Below are 15,254 nucleotides of genomic sequence, written 5' to 3'. Positions count from 1 at the left end.
GTGACCAACGAACTCGCACTCGATCGTCAGGTGTGCTTCGCGCTGTATTCCGCATCGCGGGCTACCACTGCGGTGTATCGCCCGATGCTCGAAAAGTTGGGCGTCACGTACCCGCAGTACCTGGTTCTGCTGGTGCTGTGGGAGAAGGACGGGCGCGGAGTCAAGGACATCTGCGCCGAACTCGATCTCGACACCGGCACGCTCTCGCCGATGCTCAAGCGACTCGAAGGGCTCGGATTCATCGAGCGTCGACGCCTGAGCAGCGACGAGCGCCGCGTCGAGATCCATCTCACCGAGACCGGAAGCGCCTTACGCGCTGAGGCACTCGACATCCCGCGCAAGTTGGCCGAGAAGACCGGCATGGACGTCGGCGATCTCGTCAAACTCAAGGACTCGCTCGACGCGTTGACGAGCGCCTTGCATCACACCGATTCGAGCACGACAGAAGGAGAATCATGAAGACCATCTACACCGCAGAGGCTCTCGCCACCGGCGAAGGCCGTAACGGCCACGCCCGCACCTCCGACGGACGTCTCGACCTCGATCTCGCCATCCCGGAGGCCATGGGCGGCAGCGGAAACGGCACCAACCCCGAGCAGCTGTTCGCAGCCGGCTACGCCGCGTGCTTCCACTCCGCACTGCAGATGGTGGCGCGTCAGGACAAGGCCGACGTCACCGATTCGGCCGTCGGCGCTCGCGTCGACATCGGCCCCAACGACGACGGCGGCTTCCAGCTCGCCGTCACCCTCGAGGTGACACTTCCGAACCTGAGCCGCGACGACGCCCAGGCCCTCGCCGACAAGGCCCATCAGGTGTGCCCGTACTCCAACGCCACCCGCGGCAACATCGACGTCACCGTCACCGTCACCGAAGACGAGTAAGAGGAAACACCATGAAGGCACACGAAATTCACCTCGCGTCCCGCCCAGAAGGCTGGCCGACCGAAGACAACTTTCGCGCGGAAGTCGTCGACCTTCCCGAGCTCGCAGACGGGCAGATCCTCGTCCGCAACATCGTGATGTCGGTCGATCCGTACATGCGTGGTCGGATGAACGACGTCAAGTCGTACGTCCCGCCGTTCCAGATCGATGCGCCGCTCGACGGCGGTGCCGTCGGCGAGATCGTCGAGTCCAAGGCCGAGGGCTTCGCGGTCGGCGACGCGGTTCTGCACGGTAAAGGCTGGCGCGATCTCGCCATCGTCCCGGCGAAGGGCGCAAGCAAGGTCGACCTCTCGGCCGCGAAAGCGTCTGCCTACCTGAGCGCACTGGGGATGACCGGAACGACGGCGTACGCCGGGCTGACCGAAGTTGCCTCCTTCGAGGAGGGTGACGTCGTCTTCGTCTCCGGCGCTGCCGGCGCAGTCGGGTCGCTCGTCGGCCAGATCGCCAAGGCGCTCGGCGCATCTCGCGTCATCGGCAGTGCGGGATCTCCCGCCAAGGTCGCCCGGTTGCTCGAACTCGGATTCGACGCAGCATTCGATTACCACGACGGTCCGGTTGCCGAGCAGCTTCGCAAAGCGGCACCGGACGGCATCGACGTGTACTTCGACAACGTCGGCGGTGAGCACCTCGAGGCCGCCATCGGCTCGATGAACAAGCACGGGCGAATTGCCATGTGCGGAGCCATCGCTCAGTACAACTCCACCGAGCCGACCCCAGCTCCACGCAACCTCGCGTTGGCCATCGGCAAGGAGCTGACGCTCAAGGGCTTCATCGTCGGCTCGTACGCGCACGTCACCGAGGAATTCCGCGCGAAGATGACCGAGTGGCTGGGCAGCGGTGCCATCGAATTCGACGAGACGGTCGTCGACGGTCTCGACAACGCTCCCTCCGCGTTCATCGGTCTGATGAAGGGCGAGAACACCGGCAAGATGGTCGTCACCATCTAGGTCGGACCGAACGGTTTCACCGCAGACCACACCCCGGCCGGAATTTCCGGCCGGGGTGTTTCCATGCCGACCGATTACAGTCGTGACCATGCCCGCCGCTCCCCTACCGTTGCGCGACGGCCTGGACCCCACTCGGGTCCGGATGCCCGATGTCGCAACGGGGGCCACCGTGCTCGAGACCCTGTGCGCACGGTTTCCGCAGGACGCATCGAGGTTGACCGAGAAGGTGGCAGGCGGTGAGATCGTGGACGCCGCAGGCATACCCATCGATTCGACGACGGTCGCGAGACCACGTGCCGACATCTACCTCTACCGCGATCCGCCGGTGGAGCCGACGGTTCCGTTCTCGCTCGACGTCCTCCATCGCGACGAGAACCTGCTGGTGGTCGACAAGCCACATTTTCTGGCCACCACCCCACGAGGCGCATACATCACACGATCCGCACTCGTTCTGCTCCGACGACGATTCGACCTACCCGAGCTGAGCCCGGCGCACCGTCTGGACCGACTCACCGCCGGAGTTCTGGTGTTCACCGTGCGACAGCAGGCTCGCCGGCCGTACCAGGAGCTGTTCGCTCAACGCACCATCACCAAGCAATACGAGGCAATTGCCCCACTGTCTCGGGATCTCGACTTTCCGGCGACCGTGCGCAGTCGAATCATCAAGGAGCGCGGTGTTCTTCAGGCCCGAGAGGTCCCGGGCGAACCCAACGCCGAGACACTCGTGGATCTGGTCGACACCATCGGATCCTACGGCCTGTATCGATTGCACCCCCGTACCGGAAAGACGCATCAACTTCGGGTTCATTTGTGCTCGTTGGGCATTCCGATCGTCGGCGACAATTTCTATCCGACGTTCCGCGAGGTCGCCGACGACGATTACTCCGATCCGCTCCGGCTGCTGGCACGATCCATCGAATTCGTGGATCCGCTCACTGGCCTGATCCGACGGTTCGAGAGCAATCGTCGTCTCGATCCTCCTGCAACACAACAGATTCTGCCGTGATCTCCGCGGTACGGACCGTGATGCGATGCGAGATGACCGCGAGCGCGAACAGTCCCACCGCCACGTTTCCCAGCGCGGCGAACCCCTCCTGAGCAAAATCGACCAACGCGTTGAGCAGAGTGAACACCAACGCAGACACACGGAGGGTGCGCAGCGGCCAGAGCGGACCGTCCCTCCGCAATCGCAGCATCGCCGGGAGCGCCGAGGCGAACGTGATGCAGGCACTGAGGAACAGGATCCCGCTGGCGATGCCCATTCTGTCGACGTCGATCGTCAGGTCACGGCGGTCGATGTGCAGGTCTCCGATGGCGAGTTCGACAATGCCGAACACCACGCCCGCGCCGGAGAGCACGACCAATCCCCAGCCGACGACGGGAACCCACCGGGCACTGGTGAAGAACGCGGGGATCAGTCGGGGAACGAACTGGCGCAGTGAGTGGGTACGCGAGGTCGACCGACGACAGGTGCCGAGCAACAATCTGATTCCTGCCACGGTGTCCGAGTCGGCTCCTTCCGCCTCGGCCCGCGCAACCATCCGCAACGCCCAGTCACGGCGATGCTCGGGTAGTCCGTGCGCAACACCGTCGGCGGCGATCGCAGCAGCGTTGGCCAACGACTCGTCCACCGACGGGCGGCGGAACTCGCGAACGATCCTGCTGAACACCAATAGCAGGACCACCAGGACGTACATGATCTCCGACGAGGGTCCGTAGAAGTAGTCGTTGTCCTTGGTGACGAACTTTCCGACCTCGTCGAGAAACAGCCCGAATCCGATCCCGCCGAGGAGCACGGTGAACACCCGAACCCCGAAACCGACGAACATCCATCCGATCAGCAACGCGAACATCATCGCCGCTCCGCCGTACAGAGCATGGGCAATGTGCAGCGACTTTCCCCCGACCTGGGGGTAGTTGGTCACCTCCAGGTACGCCCTGGTGATCAGAATGGTCGCGATGGCCACCACCATGAAGGCCTCGGACGCGGGACTGCCGTAGGCATCACGGATCATGCCAGTACGTTGCGTGCGCCCCGGACGAGCGGTCATGCACCGAGTATGTGCCGCCCGCTGCGGTCTCCGGGCTGTTTTGGGCCGCGCATCGACGGTCCATCCATCGATGGCTTGACAAATTCGTTTGCCGAAACTGCAATGAAGGAATGAAAGAACCCCTTGCCAGTCTGGACGAGGTCATCGCGGGCCTCGGTCCCCGTCTCAAGCGCATCAGGATGGAGAAGAACACCACCCTCGCGTCGTTGTCCGAGACCACGGGAATCTCGATCAGCACGCTCTCTCGTCTCGAATCCGGTGACCGCAAACCCAGCCTGGAACTGCTGTGGCCGATCGCGCGGGCCCATCAGATGGCGCTGGACGATCTGGTGACTGCACCACCGGTCGCCGACCCTCGGGTACGGACGACGGCCACCGTTCGCGAACACGTGACGATCCTTCCCCTGACTCTGCGGCCGGGCGGTCTACAGGCCTACAAGATGCTCGTCCGCCCCGAGGACTCGGAGCCTCGCCCCCGAGTGCACGAAGGGTACGAGTGGCTCTACGTACTCGACGGCACCCTGCGGCTCATCCTCGGCGAGCACGATCTGACGATGAAGCCCGGCGAGGCAGCCGAATTCGACACGCGAGTGCCGCACTGGTTCGGTGCCGTAGGTAACCGGCCGGTGGAGCTCCTGAGCCTGTTCGGACCTCAGGGCGAGCGGATGCACGTGCGGGCGAAACCGACGGTATGAAATGTCATGCCCGTGTGAGACAGTGAAGCCCGCCCGACGCCGGAAGCCGCTTCGGTCATCCGTGCCGACTACACCATCTCGAGGAAAATGATGACCGACAGACTGCCCGATTCACCTGCGTCGCGCACCGACGTGGACATCGCCACCGGAGTGCTCATCGGCATCCACGGTGGATCCGTCACCGATGCCATCGACGAGCTGTTCACGACCGCCAGGAATCACCGGGTCAGTTTGTTCGAGCTCTCTCGCACTCTCATCACCGTCGCGGAGGGCCGCGATATCGAGCGATCCTCGACCAGCGATGCGGTGTACGCGGTCTGGGGCTCGGCACTCGGGCGTCGTGGCGCGGAGGCGACGTTCGGTTCGGTCACCGATTCCTCGGTGGTCTGACCGACCTCGATCCTGTCAGCCGCGTACGGCCGGGTCTGTGCGCAGTTCCGGAAACCGGGCCGTCATCGCATCGATGTGGCGGTACATCTCGTAGAGCTCGGTCCGGAGCGTCGATGCCTCGGACTCGAACGCGCGGGCACGAGATTCGGCACGGTCCGCGCGAGCTCGAAATGCCTTGGACTGCGCAATCTCGATGGACGCAGAGCACGTCTCGATATGCTCTGCCAGACCTCTGGCGAACACCCTGGCCTGTTCGAGGTTGACGGCATAGTTGTCGTCCCTCGGTGCCGGTGAGGGTGTGCCGCTCGCTGTGCCCATGGAAACAAGTCACCCTCGGTCGTCGGCCGGATTTTCTTTCGCGACTCTACGCTCAGCGCCGAACGTCTCGTCCCCGAACCGGTGTCACCCGAACACGAGGGCCAGGACTACCGATGCCGAGGTGGCAGCGATGGCGATGACGATGGTCGCTGCGATTGCGCGCTGCCGTACGGAGCGGTAGCTCGACCCGCTGCCGGCCCCGTCGAATCCGTCATCCTCCGAATCCCCATCCGAGAGGTAGAAATCGTCGGAGTTCAGTCCGTCCTCATCGAAGTAGACGACGTCGCGCGGCGGCATCCAGTGCTGACCGTTGGCTGCGATGGCTGCTTCGAGTCGCTCGAGCCGGTTCCGAGCCCGAGCGGGATACCAGTCGGAGGGCGCGTGGATGGGCAGAGCTCGCGCCAGCGTCAACGGCGATCGATGCTGTTTCTGCAACGCAGCGAACGCAGCGGATGCGGTCGGATCGTCGTCGGACTTGTCGGTGAGGAACCACACCGCGCCTGCCGCCGCTCGATCGCCCAGCACCAGGTATGTGTACGCGAGCAATTCGAGTATGCCGGGCGAGGCCGGGTTCCGAACCAGTGCGGACACCAGACGATCGCGAGCAGCGATGCTGTCTCCACGCGCCAGATCCTCTTGCGCCCGATCGATCACGTCCACGCGTCGACCATAGCGCTCGACGACCACCGTCGTCACAGCGGCGAACGGTGGTGACCACGAAAAAAGGCCCCTCCGAGTACCGGGAGGGGCCTTCGTCGTGCATGTCGATCCAAAACCGTGGTGGCCAGAGTCGGGATCGAACCGACGACCTTCCGCTTTTCAGGCGGACGCTCGTACCAACTGAGCTACCTGGCCGGGCGGCACCGGTGAAACAATGCCATCGCAATCTCGGTGATTGTGCACCGATGTTGCGACCCTGACGGGACTCGAACCCGCGACCTCCGCCGTGACAGGGCGGCGCGCTAACCAACTGCGCCACAGGGCCTTGCTGTTGTTGCCGCGCTATTTCTAGCGCAGAAACTCTCCGAACTGCAAATCCGCACCTCGCGGACAGCGAGACGGAGAATGCTGTACTACCGACCGGGTTGTCAAACCGATCTTTTCCTACGTACCCCCTACGGGATTCGAACCCGCGCTACCGCCTTGAAAGGGCGGCGTCCTAGGCCGCTAGACGAAGGGGGCCCGCCGAACTGCTTCGACGTTACCCTCAACGGCGTTCCGTTGGGAGCTGGGATAGCTTAGGACACTTTCTTAGCAAATCTCAAACCGACAGGTCAGAGGCGGTTTTTGCGTAGTTCTCACCGAACTGGTCCCACCCGTGCAGTTGGAGTTCGGCGAGCCAACGGTCGGACGCCATGGCCAGCAACACGACCTCCACGGACTCCTCGAACCGCTCGCGCAGATCCGCATTGTCGGCGACCAGATCGGACATGTAGCGCTGCCCCGCCATCGACGCAGCGAGCACCCGGACGAACTTCGCGGCATCGAACTCCGGCTTGAGGTCACCCATCGCCAGTGCGCGCTCGGCCTGCTTGTGACCTTGAGCTCCCCACACTCGGCCGCCACCCGACTGAACGTCCGCATAGAACTCGGGCTCGACTATGAGCCGGAACTCGGCACGCACGATCACGTCGTCCTGGAAGTTCTTCGCTATGTCGTCCACGATCCCCCGGATGACGTAGAAGGGGTGTGCGGTGGTGTCCGCCCACTTCTCCGTGATCGCGACGTATCGATCCAACCCGGCCGCGAGCACTGCTCGGGCCAGGTCTTCCTTCGATTGGAAATGGAAATACATCGCACCCTTGGTGGCGTTCGAGCCCTCCAAGATGGTGTTGACGGATGCCGCCGCGTATCCACGCTTGGCGAACTCCTTCGCCGCCGCCTCTACGATGGCCGCCCGGGTCCGCCGTGCGCGCTCCTGTTGTGCCATTACTCCGTGCCTCCGAGCCCCAAGCGCCCTGTGTATCCACAGGTCATACAGATTAGAGAGTACTTCACCCGAACGACACGCGAGTCGACTCACCTGCGGTTCGCTTCGACGAACACTGCCGACGGAAAATTCGCTTAGGCAATGGAAACAAGCTGAGTGGTATGATCTGCGCGGCTCGAGTGCGCTGCAGGGGGTGCGCACTCGAGCCGCTTTTTCGTCCGAGCGACGCAAGCCCACAACCCACTCGGCCGCATTGCACTCCTACCGCATCGCACCCGTGCCGCGACCGCCCGCGCCGTCGCAGGGTACGAAGCCGAAAGCGCGCTCATCGCCCGATCGACACCCGGGGAACGGAACAATCGACTCGTTGCCCGAACAGTCCCGGCCATACATCTCGGTTTGAGTTGAACACTGAATTACATTTCGCCATAACGCATCTCGAGGTCGATTGATTCGCCACGCTTGTTAGCAGGTAGAAACTGTTGCGCACCAGCCCCTTACGGGGACGACGTCGGCTACGGCAGCCAAATACCATGTCGGATAATGGATGTCGCACGAGATATGTAGATAACGTTTTCGACACTTTCGACGTATCGCACGGTCCTGGCAATCGAACCGGCTTACTGTGAACCACATCACACAACCGGCTCGGCCGATCGGAAACGAGTGCACGCCATGAAGGTATCGGTCCGCATACTTCGTTCCATCACAACACTTTTCGCGGTATCTCTGCTGATGTTCTCGGCAACCAACGCGGCGATCGCAGACCCCCTCGGCAACCTCGTGGCCCCTGTTCCCGATCCAGCTCTGTACCTGCCCACCCCGCTCGGCGAGCCCTGGTTCGATCCGCCCGCCGGCTACGAGCAGCAACCTCCCGGGTCGGTCCTGGCAACTCGACAGGTCACCGTCGGGCCGCTGTTCACCCCCGTCAGATCGACGCAAGTCCTGTTCCGCACCAACGATTCCAAGGACCGTCCCGTCGCGGCAACAACCACCGTCATCGTGCCGGTCGCTCCATGGACGGGTGCCGGAAGCCGGCCCGTCGTGGCGTACAACATGGCCATCAACTCGCTCGGCAACACCTGCGCGCCATCGTGGCTCCTGCCTCGTGGTCTGGCCCGAGAGATCCCGGCGGTACAGGCCTTCCTGGCCAAGAACTACGCCGTGGTCGTCACCGATCACGAGGGTCCGAGGCAGGCCTACGCGGCAGGACGCATGGCTGCGCACGCAGTGCTCGACGCCTTGCGCGCAATGGTTCTACTACCCGAGCTCGGCCTGCCCGCGTCGTCTCCGATCGCGATGACGGGCTACTCGGGCGGGGCGATCGCCACCGGCTGGGCCGCGCAACTGGCACCCACGTACGCTCCCGACGTCAATCTGGTCGGCGCGGCGTTCGGTGGCCCACCGACCGACTACCGGATTCTGTTGACGTCGATGAACGGAACCGTGGCGTCGACGCTGTTCCTGTCCGCAGCGCTCGGCGTGGCCCGCGAGTACCCCGAAATGTTCTCACTGATGAACGCCGACGGTCTGCGCCTGGCCACCGTCGCGAAGGACATGTGCGTGCCTCTGCTTGCACCGGGCGGACTGGTGGCCCCGGTCCCGGCACAGGCACTGTCGGACGTTCCGAACGTCGACAACACCGAGATCGCCCAGAGCGTGATCGCCGCCACCCGGCTCGGCGGCGACCTCGCTCCCACCATCCCCACGATGATCTACCAGGGGCAACAGGAGTTCTGGATTCCCCGGCAAGGGGCCGAGACCCTGTACGACGAGTGGTGCGCCAACGGCGCGAGCGTCCGATTGGAGGAGTACGTGGGTGAACACTTGATCGTTGCCATCAGCGGCATCCCGGGCGCCTATGCCTGGATCGACGACCGTCTGGCAGGTATTCCCGCGCCCAGCGGATGCAGCAGCTTCGGACGTTGACCTGTCGCACGCAACTGCCGGGGGTACATGCCCGTCGGCACTGCCCTGCCCATTACACTTTCGAGCCGCGCCCCTATAGCTCAGTTGGTAGAGCTACGGACTTTTAATCCGCAGGTCGTAGGTTCGAGTCCTACTGGGGGCACCGGAGGGGTTGGAGCTGGCACTTCGCCACGCTCCAACCACTCGAACGGCACGCCGGTGCGCAGCGCCCACAGTCTCGTGGTCTGCAACGACGGCTCGATGCGCCCGTTGATCCAGTTTCCGACCGACCCTCGCGTCACGCCGAGGTAGTCGGCCATCTCCTGCACGGTCACACCCGTCACGCTGAGCGACTTCTTCATGCGGTCAGGCTTGTTGAAAGCCAGCTTGGCCATGATGCCGCTGTCCACTTCCCCTGCGTTCGTCATGTACTAACTATTACACCTAGGTACGACAAGGTGCAATACCGAAACAATCTCGCGGTCTGTTCGTAACTGTCCAATGGACAATCGAACTACAAACGTGTAATTGTTCTTCCCATGGCAAATGCAGACGACTTGATCGGTACGCCCGAAGCGGCGTCGATCATCGGCGTATCCCGAGCCACCATGACTCGGTGGGTCCAGTCGGGTGAGTTAGAGCCGGCAACCAAGCTCCCCGGACTTACCGGCGCGGCACTGTTCAACCGAGCCGACATCGAAGCCAAAGCCGCAGAGCGCAAAGGCGTGAACGCATGAGCGCCCGGTACGTGACGCCGACTGCCCGCCCGCAGTGGCCGGCCGGCGCGCAGTTGCGTGAGCTGATCCGCAAGGCGTTCCTGTGGTGGCTGCTGCCGTCGTGTGGCGTGGCGGGCGTCCTGCTCGTTCTGCTGTACGCCTACGCCCTCGCTGGCGGTCAGGGATGACCCCGGATCGGTGGGGCTACAAGCTGCTCGGCTTCCCCGAGTTCGGCACTGACTTTCATCTGGTCGGCTCACTGCTGGACGCCACGAAGGCTGTGGTGGACCACAACAGCGCGCCGATTGTTGAGGCAGCCGAGAACATCACGATCGCTGTCGTCGTTCACGAGGACGATTTCCTGTGAGCGATACGAACTACCCGCTCGGCTACGTGCTTGGGGAAGAGCATGTAGCCGGGCGGGTTTCTGTTGACTGGATCGGCGTCGTCTACGAGACCCGTGAGGCTGCTGAGGATGCGCAGTCGCACGCATGGGCGCTCGGCGAGAGCGAGATCAACGTCTACGAGATCCACAAGCTGACGCCCCGCGAGTTCGGTAAGCCGAGTTCGTGATGGGCGATGTTGTACGTGGCCCGTGGAAACCGGTACCGGGCCGTGTCGATGCCTCGCAGGTGCGGTGGCGGCGCGGCCGGCCGATCGACCCTCACGCGAACCGTCAGCACTGCGCTGAGTGTGCACGCCCGTTCCATCCGAATGCATGGGTGCCGGTCGACAAGATCTGCGCCGAGTGTCAGGAGGAACGGGCACGCGCTGAGCGTGACGCTGTGCCACCCACTCTGTTCGATCCTGACGGCGGTGATGACATGCCGTAACTAGATCCTCTGCTCGTTTGTCCCTGCGCCCGTGGATCTTTCACGTACGGGTGATGCGCTTAGCCAGCGCAGTCGTCGCCCGTTAGAGGGGCCACTGCACCCATCCCGATTCGAGTGTCTGACCTGGTTAAGGCGGACTCGGGCAGGAACACCGTTGCTGGTGTATCAGGCACTCGAAGTATCCCAGTCCCGGCAAGCCGAGTAATTCCCGCGCTTGCGTTCACACCAACCGACCGACGACCGACGCGACCGACGCGAAGGAACCGAGATCGGATGATCCCGTGCCTTTGCGGTACGGGGTACGCCCTGCCCTCCCAACTCCCTCTGCTCTCTCTACGAAGCGTCACAACGGCCCTCAGCGCAACGCTGAGAGACGAACAACAACAAGGAGATTGAATGAAACCCACGATCGGACGAGTAGTCCACTACCACCCGCACCCCACGCAAGCTCGGTACTCCGGCCTGCCGCCACACCTCAGTGAGTTCGAGGAGCACGCAGCACTGGTTACGTTCGTCCACCCGCAGAGTGGATGGGTGGAGCTGGCGGTATTCCCTCCGCGTGGCGGGCAGTACACCGTCTCGGCTGTCGAGGGCACAGCGGCCGGCGAGTGGTCCTGGCCTCCGAGGGCGTGAGCTGATGTCGTCTCCGGCCCGCTTGCCAGTGAAGTTGTTCAGTCGATCGCCGTCGATTCATCGTGCGGTGGAGAAGTTCTGCGAGGCATACGACTTCGAGCTGACGATCGACCTTGGCGAGCGACCGGTGACGGCGGCGTACGTGGTGACGACGGCCGCTCACCACCGAGACGTGGTGCTGCTGGCCGGCATGTACTGCACTCCGCTCAGCACGTGCGAGGTCATCCACCTTCCCCAAGCTGAGCTGTATCTGGCCGCTGCGGTGCGTTACGCCCGTGGCCTCACATTGTGCGGGTCCGACCACGTTCGGCGGTCGTACCCAGAACCGAATCAACCTGAAGGAGTGCTGTTTTGATGGACAAGGAGCTAGCGACGTTGCTCGACGCGACATCGTTCCAAGTAGCGGATCTCGTGGGGCCGGCCATCGTGATCGAGGGCGCAGCGAACCATCTGCTGTCCCGGCTACCCGAGACCGACGATCACAGGTGGAATGTGACGCAGGCGCTCGGCTCGATCGTGGCGGCGCGCAAGTCGCTGGAGTCGGCCGCTGAAGCGTTGCTACACATCGTCGCCCAGGACGGTGCCGACATGCTCGCAGTGGAAGTGAACGGCGGCGAGATCGTGAACCGGCCGCAGTGCCCGTCGCGCTACGTCGAACCGGGCGACACCGAGTGGGACCAGCCACGGCGTTGCCGGCTCGACGCCGGCCACGCCGATTCAGGTGACCACAAGGGCTGGCATCACGACCACGAATGCCAGTGGAACGACGATGAGGCCCTGAACCCCGTAGTTGGCGTGGTCACTGGTCCGGCCGGCGTTGATCTGACAGGTGTGAAGCGACGCATGGCCGAGTACGAGTCCCGCTGCCCCTACCCGCTCAATGGACAGTCCTGATGGCCGGCCAGTTGGTGCCGCTCGATGGCCTGCCGGGTCGGTTCGCTACCACGTCGTACGACGCTGAGCGCGGCATGATCGTGGTCCAGGTCGATGACGCCGAGGGCAACGTGACGGGCTCGATGTCGTGGGTCTACACCGAGGCCGAGGTAATCGAAGAGCCGGCCGAATGAGCCTGTGCCGAGGGCGTGCTGATGAGTACGAGTACGCGAATGTGACTGGTGGGCAGTGGCGTACGAAGCGTAAGGCTGCTGAGCAGCTGTGTGCTGGCTGCCCTGTCCTGTCTCGTTGCGCTCAGCGTGCGTTGCAGCATCACGCTCTCGGCATGGTGTGGGCCGGTGTGCCCATCCCCCCTGATCACGACAACAAGAACACTCACGAGGCGCGCCGCCTCCTGATCGAGGTGGCTCTGTATGGCAAGTGCTGATCGTCGTCCCCCGATACCGGATGACATGGCCAAGGCGGTGCGTGCGCGCGACGGCTACGTGTGCCGCAAGTGCGGTAGCGATGACCGCTGCGAGATCGACCACGTCGTGCCGTGGCACATCGTGAAGGTGCACGAGCTGGACAACCTCCAGCTGCTCTGTCTGCCGTGCAACCGCAGCAAGGGCGGCAAGGTGGAGGCAGACGGCCGGCGCACGTGGTTCGATCCTGAGTTCTTCGGTACTGCGGTATGAGCTATCCCCAGCGCTGTTGTGCCGCTTGGCGTGTGCCGCCTGTGCGCTTGGCTATGTCGGCCCAGCTGTACCCATCGCCACGTACTGCTGTCACTGCTTCGGTGATCTGCCCATCCAGCTCTGAGCGCAGTGCTATCAGGTGTGGCAGTGACTCTATGTCGGTGCCTGCTCTGCGCCCTGCTGCCCTCACGATGCGGCGCACGAAGGCGATGTACTCGGCTGTGTCCACTGGCCTCTTCACGTGTCAAGGATGCATTGACGAACTCGACAAGTCAATGCATGACGCTGCATACTCATGCATGCATAATCATCCATTGTCATGCATGATCCATGGTGGCAACCGGCCCCTGGTTTTTGCAAAGGGGACGGTTGACACCGAGGGGCTTCCCGGACTTACACCCCCCAGTGCCGCCAGAGGTCTAGTTCCACGGAATGGGACGAAAACCGTGCATGAATATGCAAGGCGGTGTGGATGGTGGATGAATGCTCGACGGATTTTATGCATGGCCGGATGGAGGTCGTTGTGGGTTTCGTGACGAACGAGTCATACGAGGGTTCGGTCGAGTCGTTCTTGTCCGTGAACGAGTGGGTGAGCGATTCGGAGGCCCCGTATCTGGCGTCGCTGTTCCACATTGCGCGGCTCCTGGACCTGAAAGTGAAGGCAGGTCAGGCACTTCCGGCCGGCCTCACGATGGAATTTCGGATGCTTTTCTCCGAGTTGCGCAAGTGTAAACCAGCGGAGACGTTCTCGGACGACGATGGTTTCGATGATGAGATCGCCAATATCTGATGGACGCGGCGCTCCCGACGACTGACGAAGACCCTCCCTGGCTGCCTCGCGTCTACACGCAACCGATCGAGAACCCGGACTACTCCGAGGCCGACAAGCTGATTCGGCTCTCGGAGAAAGTCTTTCGGTTCGCAGCGGGCGACGAGCTGCGCCTGGACATGTGGCAGAAGTGGCTCATTCGCGAGATCCTGCAGAAGTATCCCGAGGACTATCCGGTCGAGAAGTTGCGCGGCCAGCTCGTGTACAAGCAGGTCGTCGTCTCGATGGGCCGGCAGAACGGCAAGACCGTGCTCGGTGCCGTCATGGCGCTGTACGGTCTCATCCTCATGGTGCCGCGTGCGCCCGAGGTGATCTCGATCGCGGCCGTCGTGGACCAGGCGAAGAACCTGTACGCGAAGGTCCGGTACTGCGTCGACAACGTGCCGCTGCTCAAACGCCGATTCAAGACCACCGACCGCAGCGGTATCAAGTCACGGAACCTCAGGAAGCCGGCGACCTACGTCGTCAAAGCGGCCGGCGATGGCGACGGATTGCAGGGCTTCTCCGGCTGTCTGATGCTGCTCGATGAGCTGCACCTGCTCAAACCCGAGGCGTGGGACGCGCTCACTCTCGGCGCATCGGCTCAGCCGAAAGCCCTCGTAGCCGGCTTCACCACGGCCGGTGACGACAACTCGAAGCTGCTCAAGCTGCTGTACCGCATCGGCCGCGCCGCTGCGGAGAAGGAAGAGGGCCACGATCCGAGGTTCGGATTCTTCCTGTGGGAGGCAGATCCCAACCTCGAACTCTACGATCCGCAGGCCCTCGTGCAGGCGAACCCTGCGATCGCGTCCGGTCGCCTCGACCTCGAAGACGAAGTGCGACAGGGCAAGAACCGTCTGGAGTCGTCGTACCGACGCTACCGGCGCAACGAGTTCGTCTCCGTCGAGAGCATCTGGATGCCGGTGCCGGCATGGCTGGCTGCCGAGTACGGACCCATGCCTGCGCCGGCGCGCAAGCAGCCGCTCATCATCTCGTTCGCCCGGTCTCGGCGCACGTGGAACTATGTCTCGATCGTCGCGTCGACCAAGTACGACGGCGTCGTGTACACCCAGCTCATCGCGACGATCACGTTCGGCAACGACGAGCTGCTGCTGAAAAAGCTTGTGCAGCTCAGTCGTACGGTGCGCGTGGAGAAGTTCGTGACCGACGCCGAGACGATGAAGCCGACGATCCTGGCGCTCGACAAGACCCACCATCTGCCGGCCGAGTACATGACCCGAGGGAACATCGCGAACGCCACATCTGCGGTGCACTCGATGATCAAGGATGGCCGCGCGAAGCACGCCGGCCAGAAGGAGCTCGTGACTCAGCTAACGAAGACCGTGACCGTGAACGTGGGCCAAGGTGTGCTGATCGACATGAACAAATCTCTCGGCGACATCGACGCGATGTATGCCACGGTCATGGGCGTTTTCATGGCCGAGCAGCAGCAGCCGTTCGTGTCGCAGCTGAGAATCTTTTCGAAAACCACCGCATGAGAATCACACGGATG

The 15,254-nt window shown here is 63.2% G+C and carries 24 protein-coding genes, 4 tRNA genes and 1 pseudogene; 20 read left to right on the top strand and 9 right to left on the bottom strand.

The window, feature by feature from the left end:
* From CH275_RS19380 to CH275_RS19365, 4 genes are all read left to right on the top strand, one after another.
* Window positions 1-459: a MarR family winged helix-turn-helix transcriptional regulator gene (locus CH275_RS19380; protein WP_094679919.1), complete on the top strand. Its 459-nt coding sequence runs from the start codon at window positions 1-3 to the stop codon at window positions 457-459.
* The gene (locus CH275_RS19375; protein WP_094679918.1) at window positions 456-881 is read left to right on the top strand and encodes an organic hydroperoxide resistance protein; all 426 of its coding nucleotides are present in this window, start codon (window positions 456-458) and stop codon (window positions 879-881) included. Before CH275_RS19380 ends, CH275_RS19375 begins: the two co-directional genes overlap by 4 nt.
* 11 nt (window positions 882-892) lie before the next feature.
* Window positions 893-1,888 (top strand): NADP-dependent oxidoreductase, encoded by a 996-nt coding sequence (locus CH275_RS19370; RefSeq protein WP_094679917.1) that lies wholly within the window; start codon window positions 893-895, stop codon window positions 1,886-1,888.
* An 88-nt stretch (window positions 1,889-1,976) separates the two neighbouring features.
* Window positions 1,977-2,894, top strand: coding sequence for a pseudouridine synthase (locus tag CH275_RS19365; RefSeq protein ID WP_094679916.1), 918 nt, complete (start codon window positions 1,977-1,979; stop codon window positions 2,892-2,894).
* Here CH275_RS19365 and CH275_RS19360 read toward each other — a convergent pair.
* Entirely contained in the window at window positions 2,821-3,939 is a 1,119-nt protein-coding gene (locus CH275_RS19360) for a hypothetical protein (RefSeq protein ID WP_256991120.1), read from the bottom strand. The two genes, CH275_RS19365 and CH275_RS19360, sit on opposite strands and share 74 nt — an antisense overlap.
* Before the next feature lie 110 nt (window positions 3,940-4,049).
* Here CH275_RS19360 and CH275_RS19355 point away from each other — a divergent pair, with 110 nt between their 5' ends.
* Together CH275_RS19355 and CH275_RS19350 are read left to right on the top strand one after the other, a co-directional pair.
* Window positions 4,050-4,634 (top strand): helix-turn-helix domain-containing protein, encoded by a 585-nt coding sequence (locus CH275_RS19355; protein WP_094679915.1) that lies wholly within the window; start codon window positions 4,050-4,052, stop codon window positions 4,632-4,634.
* A 90-nt stretch (window positions 4,635-4,724) separates the two neighbouring features.
* On the top strand, window positions 4,725-5,024 hold the full coding sequence (locus CH275_RS19350; protein ID WP_143546832.1) for an ANTAR domain-containing protein: 300 nt from the start codon (window positions 4,725-4,727) through the stop codon (window positions 5,022-5,024).
* A gap of 15 nt (window positions 5,025-5,039) precedes the next feature.
* Here CH275_RS19350 and CH275_RS19345 read toward each other — a convergent pair whose 3' ends face one another.
* From CH275_RS19345 to CH275_RS19320, 6 genes are all read right to left on the bottom strand, one after another.
* Window positions 5,040-5,342 carry a hypothetical protein gene (locus CH275_RS19345; RefSeq protein WP_094679913.1) on the bottom strand — a complete coding sequence of 101 codons (303 nt, stop codon included), beginning with the start codon at window positions 5,340-5,342 and terminating at the stop codon, window positions 5,040-5,042.
* Window positions 5,343-5,426: 84 nt separating this feature from the next.
* On the bottom strand, window positions 5,427-6,038 hold the full coding sequence (locus CH275_RS19340; protein ID WP_256991119.1) for a DUF6584 family protein: 612 nt from the start codon (window positions 6,036-6,038) through the stop codon (window positions 5,427-5,429).
* Between the two features lie 82 nt (window positions 6,039-6,120).
* A tRNA-Phe gene (locus tag CH275_RS19335) sits at window positions 6,121-6,197 on the bottom strand.
* Window positions 6,198-6,253: 56 nt separating this feature from the next.
* Window positions 6,254-6,327: transfer RNA gene (locus CH275_RS19330), tRNA-Asp, on the bottom strand.
* A gap of 124 nt (window positions 6,328-6,451) precedes the next feature.
* A tRNA-Glu gene (locus tag CH275_RS19325) sits at window positions 6,452-6,524 on the bottom strand.
* Window positions 6,525-6,603: 79 nt separating this feature from the next.
* Window positions 6,604-7,272: a TetR/AcrR family transcriptional regulator gene (locus CH275_RS19320; RefSeq protein WP_094679912.1), complete on the bottom strand. Its 669-nt coding sequence runs from the start codon at window positions 7,270-7,272 to the stop codon at window positions 6,604-6,606.
* 675 nt (window positions 7,273-7,947) lie between these two features.
* On the opposite strand from CH275_RS19320, the gene CH275_RS19315 reads away from it, so the two are divergent.
* Window positions 7,948-9,201 (top strand): lipase family protein, encoded by a 1,254-nt coding sequence (locus CH275_RS19315; RefSeq protein ID WP_094679911.1) that lies wholly within the window; start codon window positions 7,948-7,950, stop codon window positions 9,199-9,201.
* A gap of 69 nt (window positions 9,202-9,270) precedes the next feature.
* Window positions 9,271-9,343: transfer RNA gene (locus tag CH275_RS19310), tRNA-Lys, on the top strand.
* 37 nt (window positions 9,344-9,380) lie between these two features.
* Here the strand turns inward: CH275_RS19310 and CH275_RS19305 are convergent.
* A pseudogene (locus tag CH275_RS19305) lies at window positions 9,381-9,542 on the bottom strand (helix-turn-helix domain-containing protein); the annotation flags it as partial.
* A gap of 177 nt (window positions 9,543-9,719) precedes the next feature.
* Between CH275_RS19305 and CH275_RS19300 the strand changes: the two are divergent.
* The 10 genes from CH275_RS19300 to CH275_RS19265 all read left to right on the top strand — a co-directional run bounded on the left by CH275_RS19300 (window position 9,720) and on the right by CH275_RS19265 (window position 12,933).
* On the top strand, window positions 9,720-9,917 hold the full coding sequence (locus tag CH275_RS19300; protein WP_094679910.1) for a helix-turn-helix transcriptional regulator: 198 nt from the start codon (window positions 9,720-9,722) through the stop codon (window positions 9,915-9,917).
* Complete coding sequence (locus tag CH275_RS29595) at window positions 9,914-10,084, top strand: hypothetical protein (RefSeq protein WP_179276232.1); 171 nt, start codon at window positions 9,914-9,916, stop codon at window positions 10,082-10,084. The genes CH275_RS19300 and CH275_RS29595 overlap by 4 nt, the downstream gene beginning before the upstream one ends.
* Entirely contained in the window at window positions 10,081-10,263 is a 183-nt protein-coding gene (locus CH275_RS19295; RefSeq protein ID WP_094679909.1) for a hypothetical protein, read from the top strand. The genes CH275_RS29595 and CH275_RS19295 overlap by 4 nt, the downstream gene beginning before the upstream one ends.
* Window positions 10,260-10,469: a hypothetical protein gene (locus CH275_RS19290; protein WP_094679908.1), complete on the top strand. Its 210-nt coding sequence runs from the start codon at window positions 10,260-10,262 to the stop codon at window positions 10,467-10,469. The genes CH275_RS19295 and CH275_RS19290 overlap by 4 nt, the downstream gene beginning before the upstream one ends.
* A gap of 656 nt (window positions 10,470-11,125) precedes the next feature.
* Window positions 11,126-11,362 (top strand): hypothetical protein, encoded by a 237-nt coding sequence (locus CH275_RS29260; protein ID WP_143546831.1) that lies wholly within the window; start codon window positions 11,126-11,128, stop codon window positions 11,360-11,362.
* A gap of 4 nt (window positions 11,363-11,366) precedes the next feature.
* Window positions 11,367-11,717 (top strand): hypothetical protein, encoded by a 351-nt coding sequence (locus CH275_RS19280; RefSeq protein ID WP_143546830.1) that lies wholly within the window; start codon window positions 11,367-11,369, stop codon window positions 11,715-11,717.
* Window positions 11,714-12,256 carry a hypothetical protein gene (locus CH275_RS19275; RefSeq protein WP_143546829.1) on the top strand — a complete coding sequence of 181 codons (543 nt, stop codon included), beginning with the start codon at window positions 11,714-11,716 and terminating at the stop codon, window positions 12,254-12,256. Before CH275_RS19280 ends, CH275_RS19275 begins: the two co-directional genes overlap by 4 nt.
* Window positions 12,256-12,429, top strand: coding sequence for a hypothetical protein (locus CH275_RS29590; RefSeq protein ID WP_179276231.1), 174 nt, complete (start codon window positions 12,256-12,258; stop codon window positions 12,427-12,429). The genes CH275_RS19275 and CH275_RS29590 overlap by 1 nt, the downstream gene beginning before the upstream one ends.
* Window positions 12,426-12,683 carry a WhiB family transcriptional regulator gene (locus CH275_RS30430; RefSeq protein WP_094679904.1) on the top strand — a complete coding sequence of 86 codons (258 nt, stop codon included), beginning with the start codon at window positions 12,426-12,428 and terminating at the stop codon, window positions 12,681-12,683. Before CH275_RS29590 ends, CH275_RS30430 begins: the two co-directional genes overlap by 4 nt.
* Window positions 12,670-12,933 (top strand): HNH endonuclease, encoded by a 264-nt coding sequence (locus CH275_RS19265; RefSeq protein ID WP_094679903.1) that lies wholly within the window; start codon window positions 12,670-12,672, stop codon window positions 12,931-12,933. The genes CH275_RS30430 and CH275_RS19265 overlap by 14 nt, the downstream gene beginning before the upstream one ends.
* A 1-nt stretch (window position 12,934) precedes the next feature.
* Here the strand turns inward: CH275_RS19265 and CH275_RS19260 are convergent, their stop codons facing one another.
* Window positions 12,935-13,174, bottom strand: a complete 240-nt coding sequence (locus CH275_RS19260; protein ID WP_094679902.1) for a hypothetical protein — start codon at window positions 13,172-13,174, stop codon at window positions 12,935-12,937.
* 231 nt (window positions 13,175-13,405) lie between these two features.
* Here CH275_RS19260 and CH275_RS19255 point away from each other — a divergent pair, with 231 nt between their 5' ends.
* Both CH275_RS19255 and CH275_RS19250 read left to right on the top strand, forming a co-directional pair.
* Window positions 13,406-13,723: a hypothetical protein gene (locus CH275_RS19255; protein ID WP_143546828.1), complete on the top strand. Its 318-nt coding sequence runs from the start codon at window positions 13,406-13,408 to the stop codon at window positions 13,721-13,723.
* Entirely contained in the window at window positions 13,723-15,240 is a 1,518-nt protein-coding gene (locus CH275_RS19250; protein WP_094679900.1) for a terminase large subunit domain-containing protein, read from the top strand. Before CH275_RS19255 ends, CH275_RS19250 begins: the two co-directional genes overlap by 1 nt.
* Window positions 15,241-15,254: the final 14 nt, after the last annotated feature.

This window comes from Rhodococcus sp. 06-235-1A (assembly GCF_002258785.1).
Lineage (GTDB): Bacteria > Actinomycetota > Actinomycetes > Mycobacteriales > Mycobacteriaceae > Rhodococcoides.
This window is presented reverse-complemented; position numbering and strand designations above follow the sequence as displayed.

Excerpts from the sequence above, each read along its gene's own strand:
- CH275_RS19315 (WP_094679911.1), top strand. The coding sequence starts at position 7,948 with ATGAAGGTATCGGTCCGCATACTTCGTTCCATCACAACACTTTTCGCG.
- CH275_RS19265 (WP_094679903.1), top strand. The coding sequence starts at position 12,670 with ATGGCAAGTGCTGATCGTCGTCCCCCGATACCGGATGACATGGCCAAG.
- CH275_RS19360 (WP_256991120.1), bottom strand. The coding sequence starts at position 3,939 with ATGACCGCTCGTCCGGGGCGCACGCAACGTACTGGCATGATCCGTGAT.
- CH275_RS19320 (WP_094679912.1), bottom strand. The coding sequence starts at position 7,272 with ATGGCACAACAGGAGCGCGCACGGCGGACCCGGGCGGCCATCGTAGAG.
- CH275_RS19375 (WP_094679918.1), top strand. The coding sequence starts at position 456 with ATGAAGACCATCTACACCGCAGAGGCTCTCGCCACCGGCGAAGGCCGT.
- CH275_RS19365 (WP_094679916.1), top strand. The coding sequence starts at position 1,977 with ATGCCCGCCGCTCCCCTACCGTTGCGCGACGGCCTGGACCCCACTCGG.
- CH275_RS19280 (WP_143546830.1), top strand. The coding sequence starts at position 11,367 with ATGTCGTCTCCGGCCCGCTTGCCAGTGAAGTTGTTCAGTCGATCGCCG.
- CH275_RS19300 (WP_094679910.1), top strand. The coding sequence starts at position 9,720 with ATGGCAAATGCAGACGACTTGATCGGTACGCCCGAAGCGGCGTCGATC.
- CH275_RS29590 (WP_179276231.1), top strand. The coding sequence starts at position 12,256 with ATGGCCGGCCAGTTGGTGCCGCTCGATGGCCTGCCGGGTCGGTTCGCT.
- CH275_RS19370 (WP_094679917.1), top strand. The coding sequence starts at position 893 with ATGAAGGCACACGAAATTCACCTCGCGTCCCGCCCAGAAGGCTGGCCG.
- CH275_RS29260 (WP_143546831.1), top strand. The coding sequence starts at position 11,126 with ATGAAACCCACGATCGGACGAGTAGTCCACTACCACCCGCACCCCACG.
- CH275_RS19295 (WP_094679909.1), top strand. The coding sequence starts at position 10,081 with ATGACCCCGGATCGGTGGGGCTACAAGCTGCTCGGCTTCCCCGAGTTC.
- CH275_RS30430 (WP_094679904.1), top strand. The coding sequence starts at position 12,426 with ATGAGCCTGTGCCGAGGGCGTGCTGATGAGTACGAGTACGCGAATGTG.
- CH275_RS19345 (WP_094679913.1), bottom strand. The coding sequence starts at position 5,342 with ATGGGCACAGCGAGCGGCACACCCTCACCGGCACCGAGGGACGACAAC.
- CH275_RS19255 (WP_143546828.1), top strand. The coding sequence starts at position 13,406 with ATGGTGGATGAATGCTCGACGGATTTTATGCATGGCCGGATGGAGGTC.
- CH275_RS19355 (WP_094679915.1), top strand. The coding sequence starts at position 4,050 with ATGAAAGAACCCCTTGCCAGTCTGGACGAGGTCATCGCGGGCCTCGGT.
- CH275_RS19250 (WP_094679900.1), top strand. The coding sequence starts at position 13,723 with ATGGACGCGGCGCTCCCGACGACTGACGAAGACCCTCCCTGGCTGCCT.
- CH275_RS19350 (WP_143546832.1), top strand. The coding sequence starts at position 4,725 with ATGACCGACAGACTGCCCGATTCACCTGCGTCGCGCACCGACGTGGAC.
- CH275_RS29595 (WP_179276232.1), top strand. The coding sequence starts at position 9,914 with ATGAGCGCCCGGTACGTGACGCCGACTGCCCGCCCGCAGTGGCCGGCC.